Origin of the sequence: Streptococcus mitis, assembly GCF_003942695.1 — a bacterium.
Classification (GTDB): domain Bacteria; phylum Bacillota; class Bacilli; order Lactobacillales; family Streptococcaceae; genus Streptococcus; species Streptococcus mitis_BD.
Window position 1 is genome coordinate 1 of the sequence record NZ_RJNU01000004.1, and the last position, 21,684, is coordinate 21,684.

Sequence of the window (21,684 nt, forward strand, 5' to 3'; positions counted from 1 at the left end):
CCGATAGATAAGTCATTTACATCATAAAATTTTACTCTAGAAATCATATATATTTTTTACATTTGAAAAATAAAATTACGTGCTATTAAAATACTTTGTACTTTTTATTATAAAAATCCCTCCAAGAATGTTGGTCAAAAAAATTTTTAACTAACTTTTCGGGGGGATTTAGGGGGGAATCAAACGAAGATACACCCTTTTTAGACTATTTTGTTCCTGCTAAACTGCTGTAGAATCGCTATTTTGAAGGTAAATCAAGCCTCTCCATTATTCCCACTCAACGGTTGCTGGTGGTTTACTTGTAATGTCGTAGACGATACGGTTAACGTGATCCACTTCATTTACGATACGTACAGAAATCTTTTGAAGGACATCCCAAGGAATTTTGGCAAAGTCAGCTGTCATACCATCGATAGAAGTGATTGCACGAATGGCGATTGTGTAGTCATAAGTACGACCGTCACCCATAACACCAACTGAACGAACACCTGTATTAACTGTGAAGTATTGCCAGATATCACGGTCAAGACCAGCTTTAGCGATTTCTTCACGAAGGATGGCATCCGACTCACGAACAGTTTCTAGTTTTTCTTCAGTGATTTCACCCATGACACGAATCGCAAGACCTGGTCCTGGGAATGGTTGGCGCCATACGATGTGGTCTGGCATACCAAGCTCTGTACCGAGGGCACGGACTTCGTCTTTATAAAGAGTGTTCAATGGTTCAATCAATTCAAACTGCATGTCTTCTGGAAGACCACCAACATTGTGGTGTGATTTGATGGTTTGAGCAGTATCTGTACCAGACTCAATCACGTCAGTGTAAAGCGTTCCCTGAGCAAGGAATTTTACATCTTTTAGCTTGCTTGCTTCGTCATCAAAGACATAAACAAACTCATTACCGATAATTTTGCGCTTTTGCTCAGGATCAGAAACGCCAGCAAGTTTGTCAAGGAAGCGTTTTGCAGCATCTGCTTTGACGATATTCAAACCAAACTTACCACCAAGCATGTCCATAACTTGGTCAGCCTCTCCCTTACGGAGAAGACCGTGGTCTACAAAGATACAGATCAATTGATCACCGATTGCTTTTTGAAGAAGAACTCCAACAACAGAAGAGTCAACACCACCTGATAGGCCGAGAAGAACACGCTTGTCACCTACAGTTTCACGGATTTTCTTGATCTGCATATCGATAAAGTTGTCCATTGACCAATCACCCTTAGCTTTACAGATGTTAAGGGCAAAGTTGCGCAGGATATCATTCCCATATACAGAATGGCGAACCTCTGGGTGGAATTGGATACCATAGATGTGCTTGTCAGGGTTTTCAATAGCTGCATAAGGACAGTCAGCAGAAGTTCCAGTACGAACGAAATCAGCAGGAATCTCAGTAACCGCATCGCCATGGCTCATCAAAACAATCTGTTCTTCTGGTGTTCCTTCAAAGAGGGCAGAAGTGGTATGAGTAAGTGGTGATTGACCATACTCACGGTTACCAGCATCACCTGCAGGGACAACTTTTCCTCCAAGTTTATGAGTTAAAAGTTGCATACCATAGCAGATTCCCAAAATTGGAATGCCAAGTTCAAAAATTTCTGGGTCAATATCAAATGAACCATCTTCGTATACAGAGTTTGGTCCACCAGAGAGGATGATCCCAACAGGGTTAATCGCACGAACCTCTGCGGCTGAGATTTTGTGACTTTTTAGCTCTGAAAAAACACCAATTTCACGAATACGACGTGAAATCAGCTGGTTGTATTGGCTACCATAGTCCAGCACGATGATTTTTTCGACATCTTGCAAATCAGTTGAAATGTTGCTCATCTTTTTCCTTTCTCAAAAGAAATATCTTTTTCAATATTTTATCACAAATAGGGGTGAATTACCAACTAAACAAGGCAAAGTTTGACTTTTTCTTAGCAAATACGGTACAATAGAGAAAATATAGAAAAGAAGTGAAAATCATGTTACCAGCTTATATGAAAATCCACGATCAGATCAAGAAGGATATAGATGAGCATCATTGGAAAATCGGAGAGAGACTTCCAAGTGAGCGAGATTTAGCGGAACAGTTTCAGGTTAGTCGGATGACCTTGCGACAAGCTATCTCTCTCTTGGTTGAGGAAGGAGTTTTGGAGCGTCGTGTAGGAAGTGGAACCTTTGTTTCTAGTACTCGGGTCCAAGAAAAAATGCGGGGGACGACCAGTTTTACGGAGATTGTCAAATCTCAGGGGAAAGTTCCTTCCAGTCAACTTATTTCTTATAGAAGAACCATTCCCAACGAGCAGGAAGTGGCAAAGCTAGGCATTTCACCAACTGAAAATATCATCCGTATGGAACGGGTACGTTATGCTGATCAAGTACCGCTAGTCTATGAAGTAGCATCTATACCTGAGAAATTTATTAAGGACTTCAAAAAAGAAGAGGTAACTAGTCACTTCTTTCAAACCTTGCAGGAATATGGCTACCGAATTGGCAAATCCCAACAGACTATTTATGCGAGATTGGCTAAGGAGAAGATAGCTCACTATCTGGAAGTTGAAAAAGGGCATGCCATTTTAGCCTTGACTCAGGTCTCTTATCTTGAAGATGGGACGGCTTTCGAGTATGTAAAGAGTCAATACGTGGGCGAACGCTTTGAATTTTATCTTGAAAATAACTAGTCTCAGCAGACTAGTTTTTAGTTTTTAAAAAAGATTAGAATTGTCAAAACAATCTGTCTAGGCTTGATTTTATCCATTATTTACTATAAAATGAGAAGGAAAAACGTCAAACTTTTATATTGCAAATAGGAGAAAAAATGACAAAAACATTAAAACGTCCTGAGGTTTTATCACCTGCAGGGACTTTAGAGAAGCTGAAAGTAGCTGTTCAATATGGTGCGGATGCAGTCTTCATCGGTGGACAGGCCTATGGTCTTCGTAGTCGTGCTGGAAACTTTACCTTTGAACAGATGGAAGAAGGCGTCCAGTTTGCTGCTAAGTACGGTGCCAAGGTCTATGTGGCTGCTAACATGGTTATGCACGAAGGAAACGAAGCTGGTGCTGGAGAATGGTTCCGTAAGTTGCGTGACATCGGGATTGCCGCAGTTATCGTGTCAGATCCAGCCTTAATCATGATTGCAGCAACAGAAGCACCAGGTCTTGAAATCCACCTCTCTACCCAAGCTAGTGCGACCAACTATGAAACTCTTGAGTTCTGGAAAGAACTTGGTCTAACTCGCGTGGTTCTGGCTCGTGAAGTTTCAATGGAAGAATTGGCAGAAATTCGCAAACGTACAGACGTTGAGATTGAGGCCTTTGTCCATGGAGCCATGTGTATTTCTTACTCAGGTCGCTGTACGCTCTCAAACCACATGAGTATGCGCGATGCTAACCGTGGTGGTTGTTCTCAGTCTTGCCGTTGGAAATACGACCTCTACGATATGCCATTTGGTAAAGAACGTAAGAGTCTTAAGGGTGAGATTCCAGAAGAATTTTCGATGTCTGCCGTTGATATGTCTATGATTGACCATATTCCAGATATGATTGAAAATGGTGTAGACAGTCTCAAGATTGAAGGTCGTATGAAGTCCATTCACTATGTTTCAACAGTAACAAACTGTTACAAGGCAGCTGTGGATGCTTATCTTGAAAGCCCTGAAAAGTTTGAAGCCATCAAACAGGACTTGGTGGATGAGATGTGGAAGGTAGCCCAACGTGAATTGGCAACAGGATTCTACTATGGTACGCCATCTGAGAATGAACAGTTATTTGGCGCTCGTCGTAAGATTCCTGAGTACAAGTTTGTCGCTGAAGTCGTTTCTTATGATGATGCGACCCAAACAGCAACCATTCGTCAACGGAATGTAATCAACGAAGGTGACCAAGTTGAGTTTTACGGCCCAGGTTTCCGCCATTTTGAAACCTATATCGAAGATCTTCATGATTCAAAAGGCAATAAAATCGACCGCGCTCCAAATCCAATGGAACTCTTGACGATCAAGGTTCCACAACCTGTGCAAGCAGGTGACATGGTCCGTGCTCTCAAGGAAGGGCTCATTAACCTCTATAAGGAAGACGGGACAAGCGTTACAGTTCGTGCTTAGATAAGGAAAAGTGAATGATTCAAGCTCATGGTTTATTGGTAGATGACGAAAGCAGGTGTGTTCACTACCATAGTGTAAAGGATATCGTCTCCCTCCAGTGTTATGAATGCAGGAAATACTACGCTTGCTATCAGTGCCACAATGCTATGGAAACGCATTTGTTTTCTCCTTATCCCTTGAGGCTTTCTGAGGATCGCCCGATTTTATGTGGGGCTTGTAAGAGGACAATGACTTTTCAAAAATATCAAAAACAGGTAGCTTGTCCTTATTGTAGCGCTCCATTTAATCCAGGTTGTAAACAACATCATTCATTTTATTTTAAATAGACAAAAATAGATCCAAGTTTTTAAGCTTGGGTCTTTTATTTTGCTTCAGAAACCTTAGTAAAAATACGGAGTTTCTTATGGAAACCGGTTAAAAATTTCTATACAATCGTACTAAAAATAGTAAAATTAGAAATAAATTATCTGAAACGCTTTCAATGTTAGTAAAAAGTTGACAAAAACAAATTTTAGGACTAAACTAAGTAAGTAAATTTAAATAAAAAAGGAGAATTTATAATGAATTTAACATTTTTCGGTCTTTGTCTTGCCTGTATGGGTGTATCCCTTGCAGAAGGATTTTTGATGAACGGTTTGTTCAAATCAGCAGCTCGCCAACCAGACATCATTCCACAATTGCGTAGCTTGATGATCATGGGGATTGCCTTTATTGAAGGAACTTTCTTTGTAACTCTTGTCTTTTCATTTATCATCAAATAAAGAGAAGTATAAATTGGAAAAAGGGAGGATTCTAGATGGAAGAAAGTATCAATCCAACCATCAATATCGGTCCTGTTACCTTTGATTTAACCTTGACAGCCTTAACCTTGCTGTCTGTGGCAGTTATTTTTGGCTTTATCTATTGGGCGAGTCGTAGTATGACTCTGAAACCCAAAGGGAAGCAAAATGTACTTGAGTATATTCATGACTTTGTTGTTGGATTTACAGAACCCAATGTTGGTTCACGGTACATGAAAGATTACTCACTCTTTTATTTGTGCTTGTTTCTTTTTATGGTCATCGCAAACAACCTTGGTTTGATGGCAAAACTTCAAATGACGGATGGTACTAACCTTTGGACTTCGCCAACTGCGAATTTGCAATTTGACTTGGCTTTGTCTTTTGGTATTATTTTGATGACCCACATAGAAGGGATTCGTCGCCGAGGCGTTAAAAAGTATCTAAAAGCTTTTGTGACACCAGGTTTCATGACACCGATGAATCTCCTTGAAGAAGTCACGAATTTCCTATCACTTGCTTTGCGGGTGTTCGGAAATATCTTTGCCGGGGAAGTGATGACAAGCTTGCTTATCTTGCTTTCTCACCAGGCCTTTTATTGGTATCCAATTGCATTTGTTACCAACCTTGTCTGGACGGCATTTTCTGTGTTCATTTCCTGTGTTCAGGCTTATGTGTTCACAGTCTTGTCTTCTATGTATCTAGGAAATAAAATTAATGATGAAGAGTAGAAAGGAGTAACTGATGCACGTAACAGTAGGTGAATTGATTGGTAACTTTATTTTAATAGCTGGCTCTTTTATCCTTTTGATCGTCTTAGTCAAAAAATACGCATGGTCAAACTTGACAAGTGTCTTCGAAGAACGGGCAGAAAAAATTGCTGCAGATATTGATGGAGCTGAACAAGCTCGTCAAAAAGCGGAAACTCTTGCTCAAAAGCGCGAAGATGAGTTGGCAGGTAGCCGTACCGAAGCTAAAACAATCATTGAGAATGCCAAGGAGACAGCAGAGAAGAGTAGAGCAGATATTCTGGCGGAAGCGAAACTAGAAGCAGGTCGCTTGAAAGAAAAAGCGAACCAAGAAATTGCTCAAAACAAAGCTGAAGCTTTACAAAGCGTTAAGGGTGAGGTAGCAGATTTGACGATTAGTCTAGCTGGAAAAATTATCTCACAAAACCTTGACGGTCAAACCCATAAAGAACTCATTGATCAGTACATCGATCAGCTAGGAGAAGCTTAATGGACAAAAAGACAGTAAAGGTAATTGAAAAATACAGCATGCCTTTTGTCCAATTGGTGATTGAAAAAGGAGAAGAAGACCGTATCTTTTATGACTTAGCTCAAATCAAGCAAGTCGCTGAAGAAACAGGCTTGCCTTCTTTTTTAAGTCAAGTGGCAGTAGCTGAGTCGGATAAGGAAAAAACAGTTCGTTTTTTCCAAGACTCTGTTTCACCTTTAATGCAAAACTTTATTCAGGTTCTGCTATACAATCACAGAGCGAATTTATTTTATGAACTAATTGTAGATTGTTTGAGTCGACTTGAAAAAGAAACCAATCGATTTGAAGTGACGATTGCCTCTGCTCATCCTTTAACAGATGAGCAGAAGGCACGGTTGCTCCCTTTGATTGAGAAAAAAATGTCTCTGAAAGTTCGGAGTATCAAAGAACAAATCGATGAAAGTCTAATTGGTGGTTTTGTCATTTTTGCCAATCACAAGACAATTGATGTGAGTATTAAACAGCAACTTCGTGTTGTTAAAGAAAATTTGAAATAGAAAGTGGTGTTCTTTTGGCAATTAACGCACAAGAAATCAGCGCTTTAATTAAGCAACAAATTGAAAATTTCAAACCCAATTTTGATGTGACTGAAACTGGTGTTGTAACCTATATCGGGGACGGAATCGCACGTGCCCACGGCCTTGAAAATGCCATGAGTGGAGAGTTGTTGATTTTTGAAAATGGCTCTTATGGTATGGCGCAAAACTTGGAGTCAACAGACGTTGGTATTATCATCCTCGGTGACTTTACGGATATCCGTGAAGGCGATACAATCCGCCGTACAGGTAAAATCATGGAAGTCCCAGTTGGTGATAACTTGATTGGACGTGTTGTGGATCCACTTGGTCGTCCAGTTGATGGTCTTGGAGAAATCCATACTGACAAGACTCGTCCAGTAGAAGCATCAGCTCCTGGTGTTATGGAGCGTAAGTCTGTTTCAGAACCATTGCAAACAGGTTTGAAAGCTATTGACGCCCTTGTACCGATTGGTCGTGGTCAACGTGAGTTGATCATCGGTGACCGTCAGACAGGGAAAACAACTATTGCGATTGATACAATCTTGAACCAAAAAGGTCAAGATATGATCTGTATCTATGTAGCGATTGGACAAAAAGAATCAACCGTTCGTACACAAGTAGAAACACTTCGTCAGTACGGTGCCTTGGACTACACAATCGTTGTGACAGCCTCTGCTTCACAGCCATCTCCATTGCTCTTCCTAGCTCCTTATGCTGGGGTAGCTATGGCAGAAGAGTTTATGTACCAAGGCAAGCATGTTTTAATCGTTTATGATGATCTTTCAAAACAAGCGGTAGCTTATCGTGAGCTTTCCCTCTTGCTTCGTCGTCCGCCAGGTCGTGAAGCCTTCCCAGGGGATGTTTTCTACCTCCACAGCCGTTTGCTTGAGCGCTCAGCTAAAGTTTCTGACGAGCTTGGTGGCGGATCAATCACAGCCCTACCATTTATTGAGACGCAAGCAGGTGATATCTCTGCCTATATCGCGACCAACGTGATTTCAATCACAGATGGACAAATCTTCCTTGGAGATGGTCTCTTTAATGCAGGGATTCGTCCAGCTATTGATGCAGGTTCATCTGTATCTCGTGTAGGTGGTTCCGCTCAAATTAAAGCCATGAAGAAGGTTGCTGGTACTCTTCGTATCGACCTTGCTTCATACCGTGAGTTGGAAGCCTTCACTAAGTTTGGTTCGGACTTGGATGCAGCAACTCAGGCTAAGTTGAATCGTGGTCGTCGTACGGTTGAAGTTCTGAAACAACCAGTTCATAAACCATTACCTGTTGAGAAACAAGTAACCATTCTTTATGCTTTGACACATGGTTTCTTGGATACGATTCCTGTAGATGACATTGTTCGTTTTGAGGAAGAGTTTCATGATTTCTTTGATGCACAACATCCAGAGATTTTGGAAACTATTCGTGAAACAAAAGACTTGCCAGAAGAAGCAGTCTTGGATGCTGCGATTACAGAGTTTCTCAATCAATCCAGCTTCCAATAAGAATAGAGGTGTCAGATGGCAGTATCTCTAAATGATATTAAAACAAAAATCGCCTCAACAAAAAATACTAGTCAAATCACTAATGCCATGCAAATGGTATCGGCTGCCAAGTTAGGTCGCTCTGAAGAAGCAGCACGCAATTTTCAAGTTTATGCTCAGAAGGTTCGTAAGCTTTTGACGGATATTCTACATGGTAACGGATCTGGTGGTTCTACCAATCCGATGCTCATCAGTCGTCCAGTTAAGAAAACAGGCTATATCGTTATTACTTCAGACCGTGGCTTGGTTGGAGGTTATAATGCTTCCATCCTTAAAGCTGTGATGGAGCTGAAAGAAGAATATCATCCAAATGGTGATGACTTTGAAGTTATCTGTATTGGTGGTATGGGGGCTGATTTCTTTAAGGCTCGTGGTATTCAGCCAATCTATGAACTACGCGGCTTGGCAGATCAACCTAGTTTTGATGAAGTTCGTAAAATTATTTCAAAAACGATTGAGATGTACCAAAACGAACTTTTTGATGAATTGTACGTCTGCTACAACCATCATGTTAATACTCTCACAAGTCAAATGCGTGTGGAACAAATGCTTCCGATTGTTGACTTGGATCCAAATGAAGCGGATGAAGAGTATAGCTTGACCTTTGAGTTGGAAACGAGCCGTGATGAGATTCTAGAGCAGTTGTTGCCACAGTATGCTGAAAGTATGATTTACGGGGCTATTATCGATGCCAAGACAGCTGAAAATGCCGCTGGTATGACAGCTATGCAAACAGCGACCGATAATGCCAAAAAGGTCATTAATGATTTGACAATCCAGTATAACCGTGCTAGACAGGCGGCGATTACACAAGAAATTACAGAAATCGTAGCGGGGGCTAGTGCCTTAGAATAAGGCTTTGCCTCCCTCGTATCAAAATGAACTTAGGACCTAGTTGAGCTAGGAACCGACAGTATCTTATATAGAATAGGAGAAGGAGATGAGTTCAGGTAAAATTGCTCAGGTTATCGGACCCGTTGTAGACGTTTTGTTTGCAGCTGGGGAACCACTTCCTGAGATTAACAATGCACTTGTCGTCTACAAAAATGACGAAAGAAAAACAAAAATCGTCCTTGAAGTAGCCTTGGAGTTGGGTGATGGTATGATCCGTACGATCGCCATGGAATCAACAGATGGTTTGACTCGTGGAATGGAAGTTTTGGACACAGGCCGTCCAATCTCTGTGCCAGTAGGTAAAGAAACTTTGGGACGTGTCTTCAACGTTTTGGGGGATACTATTGACTTGGATGCTCCTTTCGCTGAAGACGCTGAGCGTCAGCCAATTCATAAGAAAGCTCCAACTTTTGATGAATTGTCTACCTCATCTGAAATCTTGGAAACAGGGATCAAGGTTATCGACCTTCTTGCCCCTTACCTTAAAGGGGGGAAAGTTGGACTCTTCGGTGGTGCCGGAGTTGGTAAAACTGTCTTGATTCAAGAATTGATTCACAACATTGCTCAAGAACATGGTGGTATTTCAGTATTTACCGGTGTTGGAGAACGTACTCGTGAGGGGAACGACCTTTACTGGGAAATGAAAGAATCAGGCGTTATCGAGAAAACAGCCATGGTATTTGGTCAGATGAATGAACCACCAGGAGCACGTATGCGTGTTGCCCTTACTGGTTTGACAATCGCCGAATACTTCCGTGATGTAGAAGGTCAAGACGTTCTTCTCTTCATTGACAATATCTTCCGTTTCACTCAAGCTGGTTCAGAAGTATCTGCCCTTTTGGGTCGTATGCCATCAGCCGTTGGTTACCAACCAACACTTGCTACGGAAATGGGTCAATTGCAAGAACGTATCACATCAACCAAGAAGGGTTCTGTAACCTCTATTCAGGCCATCTACGTGCCAGCGGATGACTATACTGACCCAGCGCCAGCGACAGCCTTCGCTCACTTGGATTCAACTACAAACTTGGAACGTAAGTTGGTACAATTGGGTATTTATCCAGCCGTTGATCCGTTGGCTTCAAGCTCACGTGCCTTGGCACCTGAGATTGTTGGAGAAGATCACTATGCAGTTGCTGCTGAAGTCAAACGTGTCCTTCAACGTTACCATGAATTGCAAGATATCATTGCCATCCTTGGTATGGATGAGCTTTCTGATGAAGAAAAGACCTTGGTTGCGCGTGCTCGTCGTATCCAGTTCTTCTTGTCACAAAACTTCAACGTTGCGGAGCAATTTACTGGCCAACCTGGTTCTTATGTACCAGTAGCAGAAACAGTTCGTGGTTTCAAGGAAATCCTTGATGGTAAACATGACCACTTGCCAGAAGATGCCTTCCGTGGTGTCGGTTCAATCGAAGACGTCATTGCTAAGGCAGAGAAAATGGGATTTTAAGAGGTGATCTATGGCTCATTTAACTGTCCAGATCGTGACACCAGATGGCCTCGTCTATGATCACCATGCCAGCTTTGTATCGGTACGAACTCTGGATGGTGAGATGGGGATCTTGCCACGACATGAAAATATGATTGCGGTTTTAGCGGTTGATGAAGTAAAGGTAAAACGAATCGATGATGATACTCATGTGAACTGGATTGCAGTGAACGGAGGGATTATCGAGATTGCCAATGACATCATTACCATCGTAGCCGACTCAGCAGAGCGTGCTCGTGATATCGATGTCAGCCGTGCTGAACGTGCTAAACTTCGCGCCGAACGTGAAATTGAAGAAGCTCAAGACAAGCACTTAATTGACCAAGAACGACGCGCTAAGATTGCTCTTCAACGTGCCATTAACCGTATTAATGTCGGAAATAAACTATAATCAAAAAATGAACTTGAGATTCAAGTTCATTTTTTGATTATCTTAGTTCGCAAAGTGGATGCAGACTGCTTCTGGGACATGGAAATCGTTAGAAAGTTCTGCAAGACGACCACTTTCAGGATTACGCTTAAAGACGGTTGCGTTATCAGAATCTTGATGAACAGCAATGAGAAACTCTTGATCAGGAGTTAGGTCGAAATCACGTGGATTTTGTCCATGTGTTGGTACTATCTCTAATAATTCCAGACTGCCATCAGCGAGGATTGTATAGACTGCAATGGAATCATGACCTCGGTTGGATGCATAAAGGTATTTCCCATCTTTTGAAAGACGAATGGCTGCAGTAGCATTGAATCTCTCATAGCCGTCTGGTAAGGTTGAAATGACTTGCATGCGTTCAAATTCACCAACCCCATCATAAATCAAGACTTCAATGGTACTATTTAGTTCGCAAATGAGATAGGCAATCTTATAGTGGTGGTGGAAAACGATGTGGCGAGCCCCTGCTCCAGCTTGGCTGTGATAGGTGGAGAGTTTACTTAGTCTTCCTTCTGGGCTGACATCATAGGTCGTTACTTCGTCCGTACCGAGGTCACATGTGACGAGATACTGGTCAGGTGTTAGATTCGTAAAGTGAACATGTGGGGAAGTTTGGTTTTCATGAGGACCATGTCCACAATGCTGATCCAGATCCGTTTGGATGAGACTACCATCTGCTTGGCGCTGATAAACCAGAACTTGACCTTTGTGGTAGTTGGCTCCATAAACAAGACTACGCTTTTCATCCACTGCCACATAGCAATGTGGAGCGCCTTCTTCAACCACATGATTTAGCAAAGTACCATCGGTCTTGTAAGCAGCGATTCCACCCAAGCCATTCTGGCTCCCTACGGTGTATATGTGTTGCTGTTGGTCAAAGGCAAGGTAGGTCGGACTTGGTTCAGCAGCAAAGAGTTCAAGATTTGCAAGCTGGCCTGTTTCTGTATCAAAATCTGCCTTGTAAATCCCTTTAGATGAGCGACGAGTATAAGTTCCAAAATAAACAGTTTCTTTCATGTCCATACCTCTTAATAATGATAAGTTTATTATACCACAAAATGACAGTCAGGAAGTGTTCGTTTAATCTATGTAAGCACTTTAATAAGAGTTATTTTAAATTAAAAATGGTATAATGAGAGAATGACAGAAAGGATGTATTTATGGAACATAAAGAGAAACATTTTAGCTTATCCTGGTTCTTCAAGTGGTTTTTAGATAATAAAGCCATCACTGTATTTTTAGTAACCTTGTTACTGGGGCTTAACATTTTTATTCTAAGTAAGATTAGTTTTATATTTTTACCCGTTTTAGACTTTCTTGGGGTTGTCATGTTACCAGTTATTCTATCTGGTTTACTCTATTACCTCCTCAATCCGATTGTTGACTGGATGGAGAAACACAAGATCAATCGCGTTCTTGCTATCAGTATAGTTTTTGTCATTATTGGACTTTTTATCATTTGGGGTCTGGCAGTCGCTATTCCAAATTTCCAACGCCAAGTCTTAAATTTTGCAAAGAATGTGCCGACTTATCTTAAGGATGCTGATATGGTTATCAATGACCTTGTAACCAAACGCTTGCCAGATGATTTTAGACCGCAGTTGGAGCAGGTTCTTGCAAATGTTTCTACAGAAGCAACGATATGGGCCAGCAAAATTTCTTCTCAAGCCGTTAACTGGGTCAGCGCCTTTATCAGTAGTGTTTCTCAAGTCATTGTTGCAGTTATTATCGTCCCCTTTATGCTCTTTTATCTTTTGAGAGATGGGAAAGGCTTGCGGGATTACCTAACTAAATTCATCCCAAACAAGTTAAAAGAACCTGTCGGACAAGTTTTGTCAGATGTTAATAAACAGTTGTCAAACTACGTTAGAGGGCAGGTTACAGTTGCTATTATCGTGGCAATTATGTTTATTATCTTCTTTAAGATTATTGGCCTCAGATATGCTGTGACTCTAGGTATCACGGCTGGTATCCTCAATCTAGTGCCTTATCTAGGAAGTTTCCTTGCCATGCTTCCAGCTTTAGTTCTTGGCTTGATTGCAGGACCTGTTATGCTTTTAAAAGTCGTCATTGTCTTTATCGTGGAACAAACGATTGAAGGTCGCTTCGTATCACCTCTTATTTTAGGTAGTCAGCTCAATATTCATCCCATCAATGTCCTCTTTGTTCTCCTAACTTCAGGTTCTATGTTTGGTATTTGGGGAGTCTTGCTGGGAATTCCTGTCTATGCCTCCGCTAAGGTGGTTATCTCTGCTATCTTTAACTGGTACAAAAAGGTTAGCGGTTTGTATGAAGAAGAAGGGGAGGAAATCAAGAGTGAACAATAGTCAACGCATGCTCCAAGCTTTGGATGACCAAGATTTAAACAAAGCAGATCAGTATTTTCGCAAAGCACTTGAAACAGATTCAAGTGAAGTTCTTTACGAACTAGCAAGCTATCTAGAGGGAATTGGCTTTTATCCTCAAGCAAAAGAAATTTACCAAAATATTGTTACAGAATTTCCAGAGGTGAATCTGAACTTAGCAAGTATTGCTAGCGAGGATGGCAATGTTGAGGAAGCATTTGCTTACCTTGAGGAAATCACACCTGAAAGTGACTGGTATGTATCGGCTTTGGCCTTGAAGGCTGATCTCTATCAGTTGGAAGGATTGACAGATGTAGCACGTGAAAAGTTACTGGAAGCCTTAAACTATTCAGATGAACCGTTATTAGTTTTTGGTTTGGCTGAGTTGGATAGTGAGTTAGGGAATTATCAGGAAGCCATTCAGGGCTATGCCCAATTAGACAATCGCTCCATCTATGAACAAACGGGTGTCTCAACCTATCAGCGAATCGGCTACGCTTATGCCCAGTTAGGCAAGTTTGAAGCTGCTACAGAATTCTTAGAAAAAGCTTTAGAACTAGAATACGATGACCAAACTGCCTTTGAACTGGCTAGTCTTTACTTTGACCAAGAAGAGTATCAAAAATCTGTTCTTTACTTTAAGCAGATTGATACCATTTCACCAGATTTTGAAGGATATGAGTATGGTTATAGTCAAGCTTTGCACAAGGAACATCAGGTGGAAGAGGCCCTTCGTATCGCTAAACAAGGCTTGGAGAAAAATCCGTTTGAAACTCGGCTCTTGCTAGCAGCCTCACAGTTTTCGTATGAATTGCATGATTCTGGTGCTGCAGAGCAGTTTCTCCTTACTGCCAAAGAAGATGCAGAAGATACAGAAGAGATTCTCCTTCGTCTCGCAACCATTTATATGGAACAAGAGCGGTTTGAGGATATTATCGCTCTCCAAAGTCAAGAACCTGAAAACGTCCTGACCAAGTGGATGATTGCACGTTCTTACCAGAAAATCGAGGATTTAGATAAGGCCTATGAACTCTATCAGGAATTATCGTCTGACCTCAAGGACAATCCCGAGTTTCTGGAGCAGTATAGCTATCTCTTACGTGAATTGGGGTATTTTGAAGAAGCCAAAGTACAAGTTGAGGCTTATTTAAAACTCGTTCCAGATGATGTTCAAATGCAAGAACTCTTAGAAACACTTTAAAAATATCCTATAAAGCAAAACTGTATCTAGTCATTTTGATGGATGCAGTTTTTTTATTTTCAAAAGGAAACAGAATTTTTTTACAATAACCCTTGCTAAATTGTTTATTTATGCTATAATAGGAATAATTATTTTTAGGAGGTGCAGTATGTCTTATTCGTTTGAGATATTACCGAGTTTATTGAGCGGTGCAAGCATGACTTTACAGGTTTTTGTACTGGTCTTGACTTTTTCTATTCCCTTGGGCGTTTTGATTGCCTTTGCCTTGCAAGTCCATTGGAAACTCCTCCATTATCTGATCAACATTTATATCTGGATCATGCGGGGAACACCCTTGCTCTTGCAATTGATCTTTATCTATTATGTGCTCCCAAATATTGGGATTCGTTTGGATCGCCTTCCTGCGGCTATTATTGCCTTTGTTTTGAATTATGCAGCTTACTTTGCTGAAATCTTCCGTGGGGGGATTGATACCATTCCTAAGGGTCAATATGAGGCTTCTAAGGTCTTGAAGTTTAGCCCTTTTGCCACAGTGCGCTATATTATCTTACCACAGGTGACCAAAATTGTTCTTCCTAGTGTATTTAATGAAGTCATGAGTTTGGTCAAGGATACTTCTTTGGTCTATGCCTTAGGTATTTCAGATTTGATTTTGGCTAGTCGTACAGCAGCCAACCGTGATGCTAGTCTGATTCCTATGTTCTTGGCAGGAGCAATTTACTTGATTTTGATTGGTATTGTGACTATCCTTGCCAAAAAAGTTGAGAAGAAGTACAGTTACTATAGATAGGAGGATTGCTATGTTAGAATTACGAAACATCAACAAGGCCTTTGGTGGCAAACAAATCTTAACCAATTTCAGCCTATCAATTCCTGAAAAGCAAATCCTGGCAATCGTAGGTCCATCAGGAGGCGGAAAAACAACCTTGTTGCGTATGTTAGCTGGACTGGAAACTATCGATTCTGGAGAAATCTACTATAACGGTGAATCTCTAGCTTTAGACGAACTAGAAAAGCGCAATCTACTAGGATTTGTCTTCCAAGATTTTCAACTTTTCCCTCATTTATCAGTTCTGGACAATTTGACCCTATCGCCTGTGAAAACTATGGGAATGAAGCAGGAAGAGGCTGAGAAGAAGGCGCGTGGACTCTTGGAACAGTTAGGACTAGCAGGGCACGCAGATGCTTATCCCTTCTCACTATCAGGTGGGCAAAAGCAGCGGGTGGCTTTGGCGCGTGCTATGATGATTGACCCAGAAATCATTGGTTACGATGAACCAACTTCTGCCTTGGATCCAGAATTACGCTTGGAAGTGGAAAAACTGATTTTGCAAAATAGAGAACTTGGGATGACGCAAATTGTGGTTACCCACGATTTACAATTCGCTGAAAATATTGCAGATGTATTATTAAAAGTAGAGCCTAAATAGGAGGAAAAATGATGAAAAAATTCATGCTTGTATTAGTCAGTCTAATGACTGCTTTGTTCTTAGTAGCTTGCGGGAAAAATTCTAGTGAAACTAGTGGAGATAATTGGTCTAAGTACGAGTCTAACAAGTCTATTACTATTGGGTTTGATAGTACTTTTGTTCCAATGGGATTTGCTCAGAAAGATGGTTCCTATGCAGGATTTGATATTGATTTAGCTACAGCTGTTTTTGAAAAATACGGAATTACGGTAAATTGGCAACCGATTGATTGGGATTTGAAAGAAGCTGAATTGACAAAAGGAACGATTGATCTGATTTGGAATGGCTATTCAGCTACAGACGAACGTCGTGAAAAGGTAGCATTCAGTAACTCATATATGAAGAATGAGCAGGTATTGGTTACTAAGAAATCGTCAGGTATCACGACTGTAAAAGATATGACTGGAAAGACTTTGGGAGCTCAAGCTGGTTCATCTGGTTATGCGGACTTTGAAGGAAAGCCAGCGATTTTGAAGGATATTGTCGCTAATAATGAAGCGAATCAATACCAAACTTTTAATGAAGCCTTGATTGATTTGAAAAACGATCGAATTGACGGCCTATTGATTGATCGTGTCTATGCAAACTATTATTTAGAAGCAGAAGGCGTTTTAAACGATTATAATGTCTTTACAGTTGGACTAGAAACAGAAGCTTTTGCAGTTGGAGCACGTAAGGAAGATACAACTCTAGTTAATAAGATAAATGAAGGATTTTCTAGTCTTTACAAGGATGGTAAGTTCCAAGAAATTAGTCAAAAATGGTTTGGGGAAGATGTAGCCACCAAAGAAGTACAAGAAGGACAGTGAGATAAAATAGTGGATGAGACTGCGTTTTGATTAGCAAAACGTAGTCTTTTTATCAATTGGGAAAGAGCATGATAGCCATTTAATATAGCGGATTGAATCTGGAATAGTATACTGTGACTTCTAAAACATTGCTAGAAATTGATTTGACTTTCCCAATCAATTTGTTCAGATTTTATTTCATTTCACTATATTCTGGAGAAATTTTCTAAAATTTTTCCTCAAATTGAGTCTCTTTTCTTATCAAAAAATCCTCTGGCAATCACCAGAGGACATTAGTTTATTTCATTGTTGGGAAGAGCAATACGTCACGGATAGTGGTTGTATCAGTGAGGAGCATGCAGAGACGGTCAATACCGATTCCCAAACCACCTGTTGGTGGCATACCATATTCAAGGGCTTCGATGTAATCGTAGTCGATACCTGTTGCCTCGTCGTCACCAAGTTCTTTAGCTTTAGCTTGAGCTTCAAAACGGCTAAGTTGATCGATTGGGTCGTTCAACTCGGTAAAGGCATTACCATATTCCTTGGTCATAATGAAGAGCTCGAAACGGTCAGTAAAGCGTTCGTCTTCAGGATTTTTCTTAGCGAGCGGTGAGACAGCTACTGGATGACCATAGACAAAGGTTGGTTGGATCAAGGTTTCTTCAACGTACTCTTCAAAGAAAGCGTTGATGATGTGACCAACTTCAGTGTAGTGTTTTTCAACTGGAACTTTCTTCTCAGCAGCGATAGCTTTTGCTTCTTCGAAAGTCATATCTTGCCAGAAATCAACACCAGTAATTTCCTTGATCGCATCTACCATGTGAACACGTTTAAACGGTTCATTGATCTTAATTTCAGTTCCTTGATAGTTTACTGGGCCATCACCTTTGACTGATTTAGCAGCGTGCTGGATAATACCCTCCGTCAAGTCCATGATATCTTGGAAGTCTGCATAAGCTTGGTAAACCTCGATTGAAGTGAATTCAGGGTTATGAGTGGCGTCCATTCCTTCGTTACGGAAGATACGGCCAATCTCGTAAACACGTTCCATACCACCAACGATGAGGCGTTTCAAGTGAAGCTCAGTTGCGATACGAAGTACCATGTCAATGTTTTGAGCATTGTGGTGAGTGATAAATGGACGAGCCGCAGCACCACCGGCTTCGTTGTGAAGGACAGGTGTTTCCACTTCAAGGAAACCTTTTTGGTCTAGATAACGACGGATTTCAGAGATGATTTTTGAACGAGTGACAAAACGCTCAAAGCTTTCACGGTTAGAGATTAAGTCTAGGTAACGTTTACGATAGATGGTTTCAACGTCTGTCAAACCGTGGAATTTCTCAGGAAGAGGACGAAGCGCTTTAGACAAGTGCGTGATGTGTGTGGCCTTGATAGAGAGTTCTCCCATATCTGTACGCATGACTTCACCTTCGACACCGAGGAAGTCTCCTAGGTCAGCCTTTTTGAAGATTTCGTAGTTTTCTTCACCAACTTCGTCTTTACGAACGTAAATCTGAATTTGACCTTCACGATCTTGGAGATGGGCAAAGCCGACTTTTCCTTTACCACGTTTAGTTACCAAGCGTCCTGCAATTGTAGCAGTTTTGTTTAATTCGTGTAGTTGTTCTTTATCAAGTTCTGCAAATTTCTCTTTAAGTTCTTGTGAGTTAGCAGTACGTTCAAAACGTTTTCCGAAGGGATCGATTCCCTGCTCACGGAGCGCAGCCATTTTTTCACGGCGAACGATCTGCTGGTCATTTAGTTCTTCCATATGTTCTGTTGACATGGGATCCTCCTAGTTTTACTCAAAATTGAATACGATGAGTCATTTTTTACGATACTCCCATTTTATCATAAATAGCAGAGAAATTCACGGATATTCTTTGAAAACTAAAAAGAACTTGACCATTGGGATCAAGTTCCATTATTTTTCTTGATAGGAAGTGTCATTCCATCTTTCCAGAGTGAAGGTTTCAAAATCCTCAGTCTCCAAAATTGTGAGACTGGCATTGGCCAAGCCTCCATCTTTGCGAAGGTGAGCCTCTTTATAACCTAAAAGTGTTCGAAGGCTAGCAGTCAGATTTGCACCATGACCGACGATTAGAATGTTTTCAGCCGGACTTCCTTTCAGAGATTTGATAAATTGAATGGTGCGTTTGGTAGTACTGTAAAGGGATTCCGCTTCAAACATCCTTGTATCAAACTGAGCCAGATTGGAGCGAAAGGCCTTGATTTGTTGTGGATAGATGGCATTGAGCGTTGCGATTTTTAAACCTTCAAGTTTTCCAAGTTGCCATTCGCGCAGGTCAGGAATACTTTCTAAAGGACAGGGTGTCTGGAGTTGACTTTGGATAATTTCAGCAGATTTGACCGCTCTGGGTAAATCACTTGAATATATCTTATCAAAAGGTATTTCCTTGAGATACTGGCCAAGTTGCTTTAGGATATCAATAGACTCTGGAAGAAGGGGAGAGTCGCCGCTAGCACCTTGAAAACGTCCTTCAAGATTCCAGAGGGTACGACCATGACGGACAAAATAGAGTTTCATTACTTACTTTCCTCCAAGATATCAGCAAAATCCGCTTTTACAAAGCTGGCTAAGTCTTGAGGTCGGATGATGATACTATGCCCGACTTCCCCAGCAGAGACGATGATTTTATCCAAATCCAAAGCTGTCTGATCAATAAAAATGGGATAATTGTGTTTCTGACGAATACCGACAGGGTTATTAGCCCCATGAACATAGCCTGTCGTTTTTTCCAAGTCCTTCTGTGGAATCATGCTCACTTTTTTACTACCAGAAACCTTTGCTAGTTTTTTCTCGGCGAGGTGTTCCGTTATGGGAACAATTCCGATGATCGGTCCTGTCTTGTCACCCAGCAGAGCCAAGGTTTTAAAAATCTGTTTTCGGTCGTATTCAGGAGGAAGTTCTCCTTCAAGCGCATTGATTTGAATACCAGTATGGTCAATACCTGCCTTGGTCAAGATCTGCTCGACCAAGGTTTTTTTAATCTTAACTTTCTTTGCCATTATTTATACTTATCCTCCAGCTGGCTCATCCAGATACCAAGCCAAATGCCAAGCGCAAAGAAGAAGGCAATGAGAACATAACTCACAATAGAAAGCCCAGTGTATTGGATACTTTCAGCATTTCCAGCATTTGGGATCAAAATTAAGAGGGTGCTTGATAGCACAATCCCAATGATGAAGTGATAAACACAGGAGTGGTAGTTGTTCAAGGCGTGATCCATTAATTTTGAAAAGATAATGAGGGTTGCTCCTGCACCAATCCCGATAGGAAGGAAGGTACCAAACAAATCAAAGGTCTTAAAACCAGTGAGCATTGGAGCGTACAGTCCCAAAATCAAAAGTAGATTTGACGGACTTAAACCAGGCACCAAGACACCAAGAGCTAAAAGAACACCTGCCAAGATGAAGTTTGCAAAACTAGCACTGAGTGAACCTACGACAAAATTGAGAGCGTAAAGGCCCAATCCTGAAAGGATAAAGGTAGTCCAGAACCAGACTAGGTCAATCTTATCACGATTAGATTCTCGAGTAGATTCTTTAAGGAGGCTAGGAACTGTACCGATGATAGCTCCCGCAAAGCTCCACAAAACATAGACTTGATAGTTTTCTAGCAAATACTCGATTGGATAGGAAAACAAACCAATGCCTAGCAACATCCCGATAGCTACTGGAATAAAGTATAGGACATTCTCTTTAAAATCTTTAAAGGGGTGAGCCAGAAAGCCAATCATTCGCTCGTAAATACCCAAAATAGCTGCTAAAACACCGCCAGAAATTCCAGGTAGGATAAATCCTAATGCGATGACGATTCCTTTAATAACTCGTGCAATCCATGAAAACATAATAAAATCCTCAATTTCATAAAATTCTTTCTCTATGCTATCAATTATAACACAGACGGGGAGAAAATGAAAAAACAAGTGAAAAAGTTTGTTATTTTCACTTGTCTTATGGCCTTAAAAATAGTTTTCTGAAGGTTTCTTCCTTCTCTTTAGCAGTAGAAATCAAATTGATGTCCAAATGATGTTCAAATCCTGCAATTCTCCCCTTAGAAGTGTACTGGTGGAGATCGTAGTCCAGATCGGTATTTGGTTTAGTTTCAAAATAACCTGAGTCTGTTCCATAGGAGGGGATCCAAATAGCAGTGAACTTATCTGTATTGATACTATGCTCTTGCATGAAGTAAACCCCAACGTAGATTCCGATATTTTTGGCGCCGAGAGCTGCCAGTTTGGCGCGAAAGGCCTCAACGCCTTCATTCATATCAGACATTGTTTTTTCTTCAACATCTAACCAGTAGTAGCTAGGATTGTAGGGAGAAGCAGCGTTGTAGAAGACTTCAGCAGCCTTCTCCATTTCTTCCTTATTTTTTCCAGCTACATAGGCATAAACCCCCACAGGGACATTCCGTTTTTGGAATTCTGATATGTGATTTTTATAAGCTTTATCGACACCATTGATAAAGGCAGCATCATTTGCTTCAGTATGCTGAGCCCCATTGTGCACGCGAACGATAACACCAGAAATGTTTTGAGATAAGGTGTCGTAGTTGATCTCCTCAGGTCTTTGCCAACCAGAGACATCGATAATGGGCTTGTCAAGATTATGCAAGGCTTGTGTTTCAACTTGAAGAGCATTTGGTTTTGTTTTGATAGGATGATCCTCAAAACTTGGTCTATTGAGGAGTAAAATCGCTATGAAAATTCCAAATAAACTCAAAATAATAGCTGGATGAATTTGTTTTCTCATATTTATTTAGTTTATCGTAAAAATTTAAAAAAATCAAAGGAAACAGTTTAGAAATGTAGACAAGTAGGGGAGATTTT

General features: G+C 40.9%; 23 protein-coding genes. 16 read left to right on the forward strand and 7 right to left on the reverse strand.

What is annotated here, in order from left to right:
• Positions 1-267: 267 nt before the first annotated feature.
• The gene (gene guaA, locus D8852_RS03915) at positions 268-1,830 is read right to left on the reverse strand and encodes a glutamine-hydrolyzing GMP synthase (RefSeq protein WP_125426115.1); all 1,563 of its coding nucleotides are present in this window, start codon (positions 1,828-1,830) and stop codon (positions 268-270) included.
• A 140-nt stretch (positions 1,831-1,970) separates the two neighbouring features.
• On the opposite strand from guaA, the gene D8852_RS03920 reads away from it, so the two are divergent.
• The 11 genes from D8852_RS03920 (at position 1,971) to D8852_RS03970 (ending at position 10,983) form a co-directional block, all read left to right on the forward strand.
• Positions 1,971-2,669: a GntR family transcriptional regulator gene (locus tag D8852_RS03920; RefSeq protein ID WP_125426112.1), complete on the forward strand. Its 699-nt coding sequence runs from the start codon at positions 1,971-1,973 to the stop codon at positions 2,667-2,669.
• 137 nt (positions 2,670-2,806) lie between these two features.
• Entirely contained in the window at positions 2,807-4,093 is a 1,287-nt protein-coding gene (locus D8852_RS03925; protein ID WP_125426109.1) for a peptidase U32 family protein, read from the forward strand.
• 14 nt (positions 4,094-4,107) lie between these two features.
• Positions 4,108-4,419, forward strand: a complete 312-nt coding sequence (locus D8852_RS03930) for a CHY zinc finger protein (protein WP_080563308.1) — start codon at positions 4,108-4,110, stop codon at positions 4,417-4,419.
• 234 nt (positions 4,420-4,653) lie between these two features.
• Positions 4,654-4,854: a F0F1 ATP synthase subunit C gene (locus tag D8852_RS03935; protein ID WP_001054552.1), complete on the forward strand. Its 201-nt coding sequence runs from the start codon at positions 4,654-4,656 to the stop codon at positions 4,852-4,854.
• Between the two features lie 35 nt (positions 4,855-4,889).
• Positions 4,890-5,603 (forward strand): F0F1 ATP synthase subunit A, encoded by a 714-nt coding sequence (gene atpB, locus D8852_RS03940; RefSeq protein ID WP_000392857.1) that lies wholly within the window; start codon positions 4,890-4,892, stop codon positions 5,601-5,603.
• A gap of 13 nt (positions 5,604-5,616) precedes the next feature.
• The gene (gene atpF, locus D8852_RS03945) at positions 5,617-6,111 is read left to right on the forward strand and encodes a F0F1 ATP synthase subunit B (protein WP_000558541.1); all 495 of its coding nucleotides are present in this window, start codon (positions 5,617-5,619) and stop codon (positions 6,109-6,111) included.
• Entirely contained in the window at positions 6,111-6,647 is a 537-nt protein-coding gene (locus D8852_RS03950; RefSeq protein ID WP_000359022.1) for a F0F1 ATP synthase subunit delta, read from the forward strand. The genes atpF and D8852_RS03950 overlap by 1 nt, the downstream gene beginning before the upstream one ends.
• Positions 6,648-6,661: 14 nt before the next feature.
• Positions 6,662-8,167, forward strand: a complete 1,506-nt coding sequence (gene atpA / locus D8852_RS03955) for a F0F1 ATP synthase subunit alpha (protein WP_000996627.1) — start codon at positions 6,662-6,664, stop codon at positions 8,165-8,167.
• A gap of 15 nt (positions 8,168-8,182) precedes the next feature.
• Positions 8,183-9,061 (forward strand): F0F1 ATP synthase subunit gamma, encoded by an 879-nt coding sequence (locus D8852_RS03960; RefSeq protein ID WP_000301234.1) that lies wholly within the window; start codon positions 8,183-8,185, stop codon positions 9,059-9,061.
• An 85-nt stretch (positions 9,062-9,146) separates the two neighbouring features.
• Positions 9,147-10,553, forward strand: coding sequence for a F0F1 ATP synthase subunit beta (atpD, locus tag D8852_RS03965; RefSeq protein WP_125426103.1), 1,407 nt, complete (start codon positions 9,147-9,149; stop codon positions 10,551-10,553).
• A 10-nt stretch (positions 10,554-10,563) separates the two neighbouring features.
• Positions 10,564-10,983: a F0F1 ATP synthase subunit epsilon gene (locus D8852_RS03970; protein ID WP_125426100.1), complete on the forward strand. Its 420-nt coding sequence runs from the start codon at positions 10,564-10,566 to the stop codon at positions 10,981-10,983.
• A gap of 42 nt (positions 10,984-11,025) precedes the next feature.
• Here the strand turns inward: D8852_RS03970 and D8852_RS03975 are convergent, their stop codons facing one another.
• Entirely contained in the window at positions 11,026-12,039 is a 1,014-nt protein-coding gene (locus tag D8852_RS03975; protein ID WP_125426097.1) for a lactonase family protein, read from the reverse strand.
• A gap of 143 nt (positions 12,040-12,182) precedes the next feature.
• Here D8852_RS03975 and D8852_RS03980 point away from each other — a divergent pair, with 143 nt between their 5' ends.
• The 5 genes from D8852_RS03980 to D8852_RS04000 all read left to right on the forward strand — a co-directional run bounded on the left by D8852_RS03980 (position 12,183) and on the right by D8852_RS04000 (position 16,846).
• Positions 12,183-13,349 (forward strand): AI-2E family transporter, encoded by a 1,167-nt coding sequence (locus D8852_RS03980; protein ID WP_125426094.1) that lies wholly within the window; start codon positions 12,183-12,185, stop codon positions 13,347-13,349.
• Complete coding sequence (locus D8852_RS03985) at positions 13,339-14,568, forward strand: tetratricopeptide repeat protein (protein ID WP_185755576.1); 1,230 nt, start codon at positions 13,339-13,341, stop codon at positions 14,566-14,568. The genes D8852_RS03980 and D8852_RS03985 overlap by 11 nt, the downstream gene beginning before the upstream one ends.
• Positions 14,569-14,716: 148 nt before the next feature.
• Positions 14,717-15,358 (forward strand): amino acid ABC transporter permease, encoded by a 642-nt coding sequence (locus D8852_RS03990; protein WP_125833821.1) that lies wholly within the window; start codon positions 14,717-14,719, stop codon positions 15,356-15,358.
• 10 nt (positions 15,359-15,368) lie between these two features.
• On the forward strand, positions 15,369-15,998 hold the full coding sequence (locus D8852_RS03995; protein WP_000891749.1) for an amino acid ABC transporter ATP-binding protein: 630 nt from the start codon (positions 15,369-15,371) through the stop codon (positions 15,996-15,998).
• Positions 15,999-16,009: 11 nt separating this feature from the next.
• The gene (locus D8852_RS04000; protein ID WP_125426118.1) at positions 16,010-16,846 is read left to right on the forward strand and encodes an amino acid ABC transporter substrate-binding protein; all 837 of its coding nucleotides are present in this window, start codon (positions 16,010-16,012) and stop codon (positions 16,844-16,846) included.
• 277 nt (positions 16,847-17,123) lie between these two features.
• On the opposite strand, the gene lysS is transcribed toward D8852_RS04000, so the two are convergent.
• The 5 genes from lysS to D8852_RS04025 all read right to left on the reverse strand — a co-directional run bounded on the left by lysS (position 17,124) and on the right by D8852_RS04025 (position 21,607).
• On the reverse strand, positions 17,124-18,614 hold the full coding sequence (lysS, locus tag D8852_RS04005; protein WP_125426088.1) for a lysine--tRNA ligase: 1,491 nt from the start codon (positions 18,612-18,614) through the stop codon (positions 17,124-17,126).
• A 138-nt stretch (positions 18,615-18,752) separates the two neighbouring features.
• Entirely contained in the window at positions 18,753-19,376 is a 624-nt protein-coding gene (locus tag D8852_RS04010; RefSeq protein ID WP_125426085.1) for a histidine phosphatase family protein, read from the reverse strand.
• Complete coding sequence (locus D8852_RS04015) at positions 19,376-19,858, reverse strand: aminoacyl-tRNA deacylase (protein WP_125426082.1); 483 nt, start codon at positions 19,856-19,858, stop codon at positions 19,376-19,378. Before D8852_RS04015 ends, D8852_RS04010 begins: the two co-directional genes overlap by 1 nt.
• The gene (locus tag D8852_RS04020; protein ID WP_125426079.1) at positions 19,858-20,700 is read right to left on the reverse strand and encodes a DUF368 domain-containing protein; all 843 of its coding nucleotides are present in this window, start codon (positions 20,698-20,700) and stop codon (positions 19,858-19,860) included. Before D8852_RS04020 ends, D8852_RS04015 begins: the two co-directional genes overlap by 1 nt.
• Positions 20,701-20,806: 106 nt before the next feature.
• Positions 20,807-21,607, reverse strand: a complete 801-nt coding sequence (locus tag D8852_RS04025; protein WP_125426076.1) for a glycoside hydrolase family 25 protein — start codon at positions 21,605-21,607, stop codon at positions 20,807-20,809.
• Between the last annotated feature and the right edge of the window lie 77 nt (positions 21,608-21,684).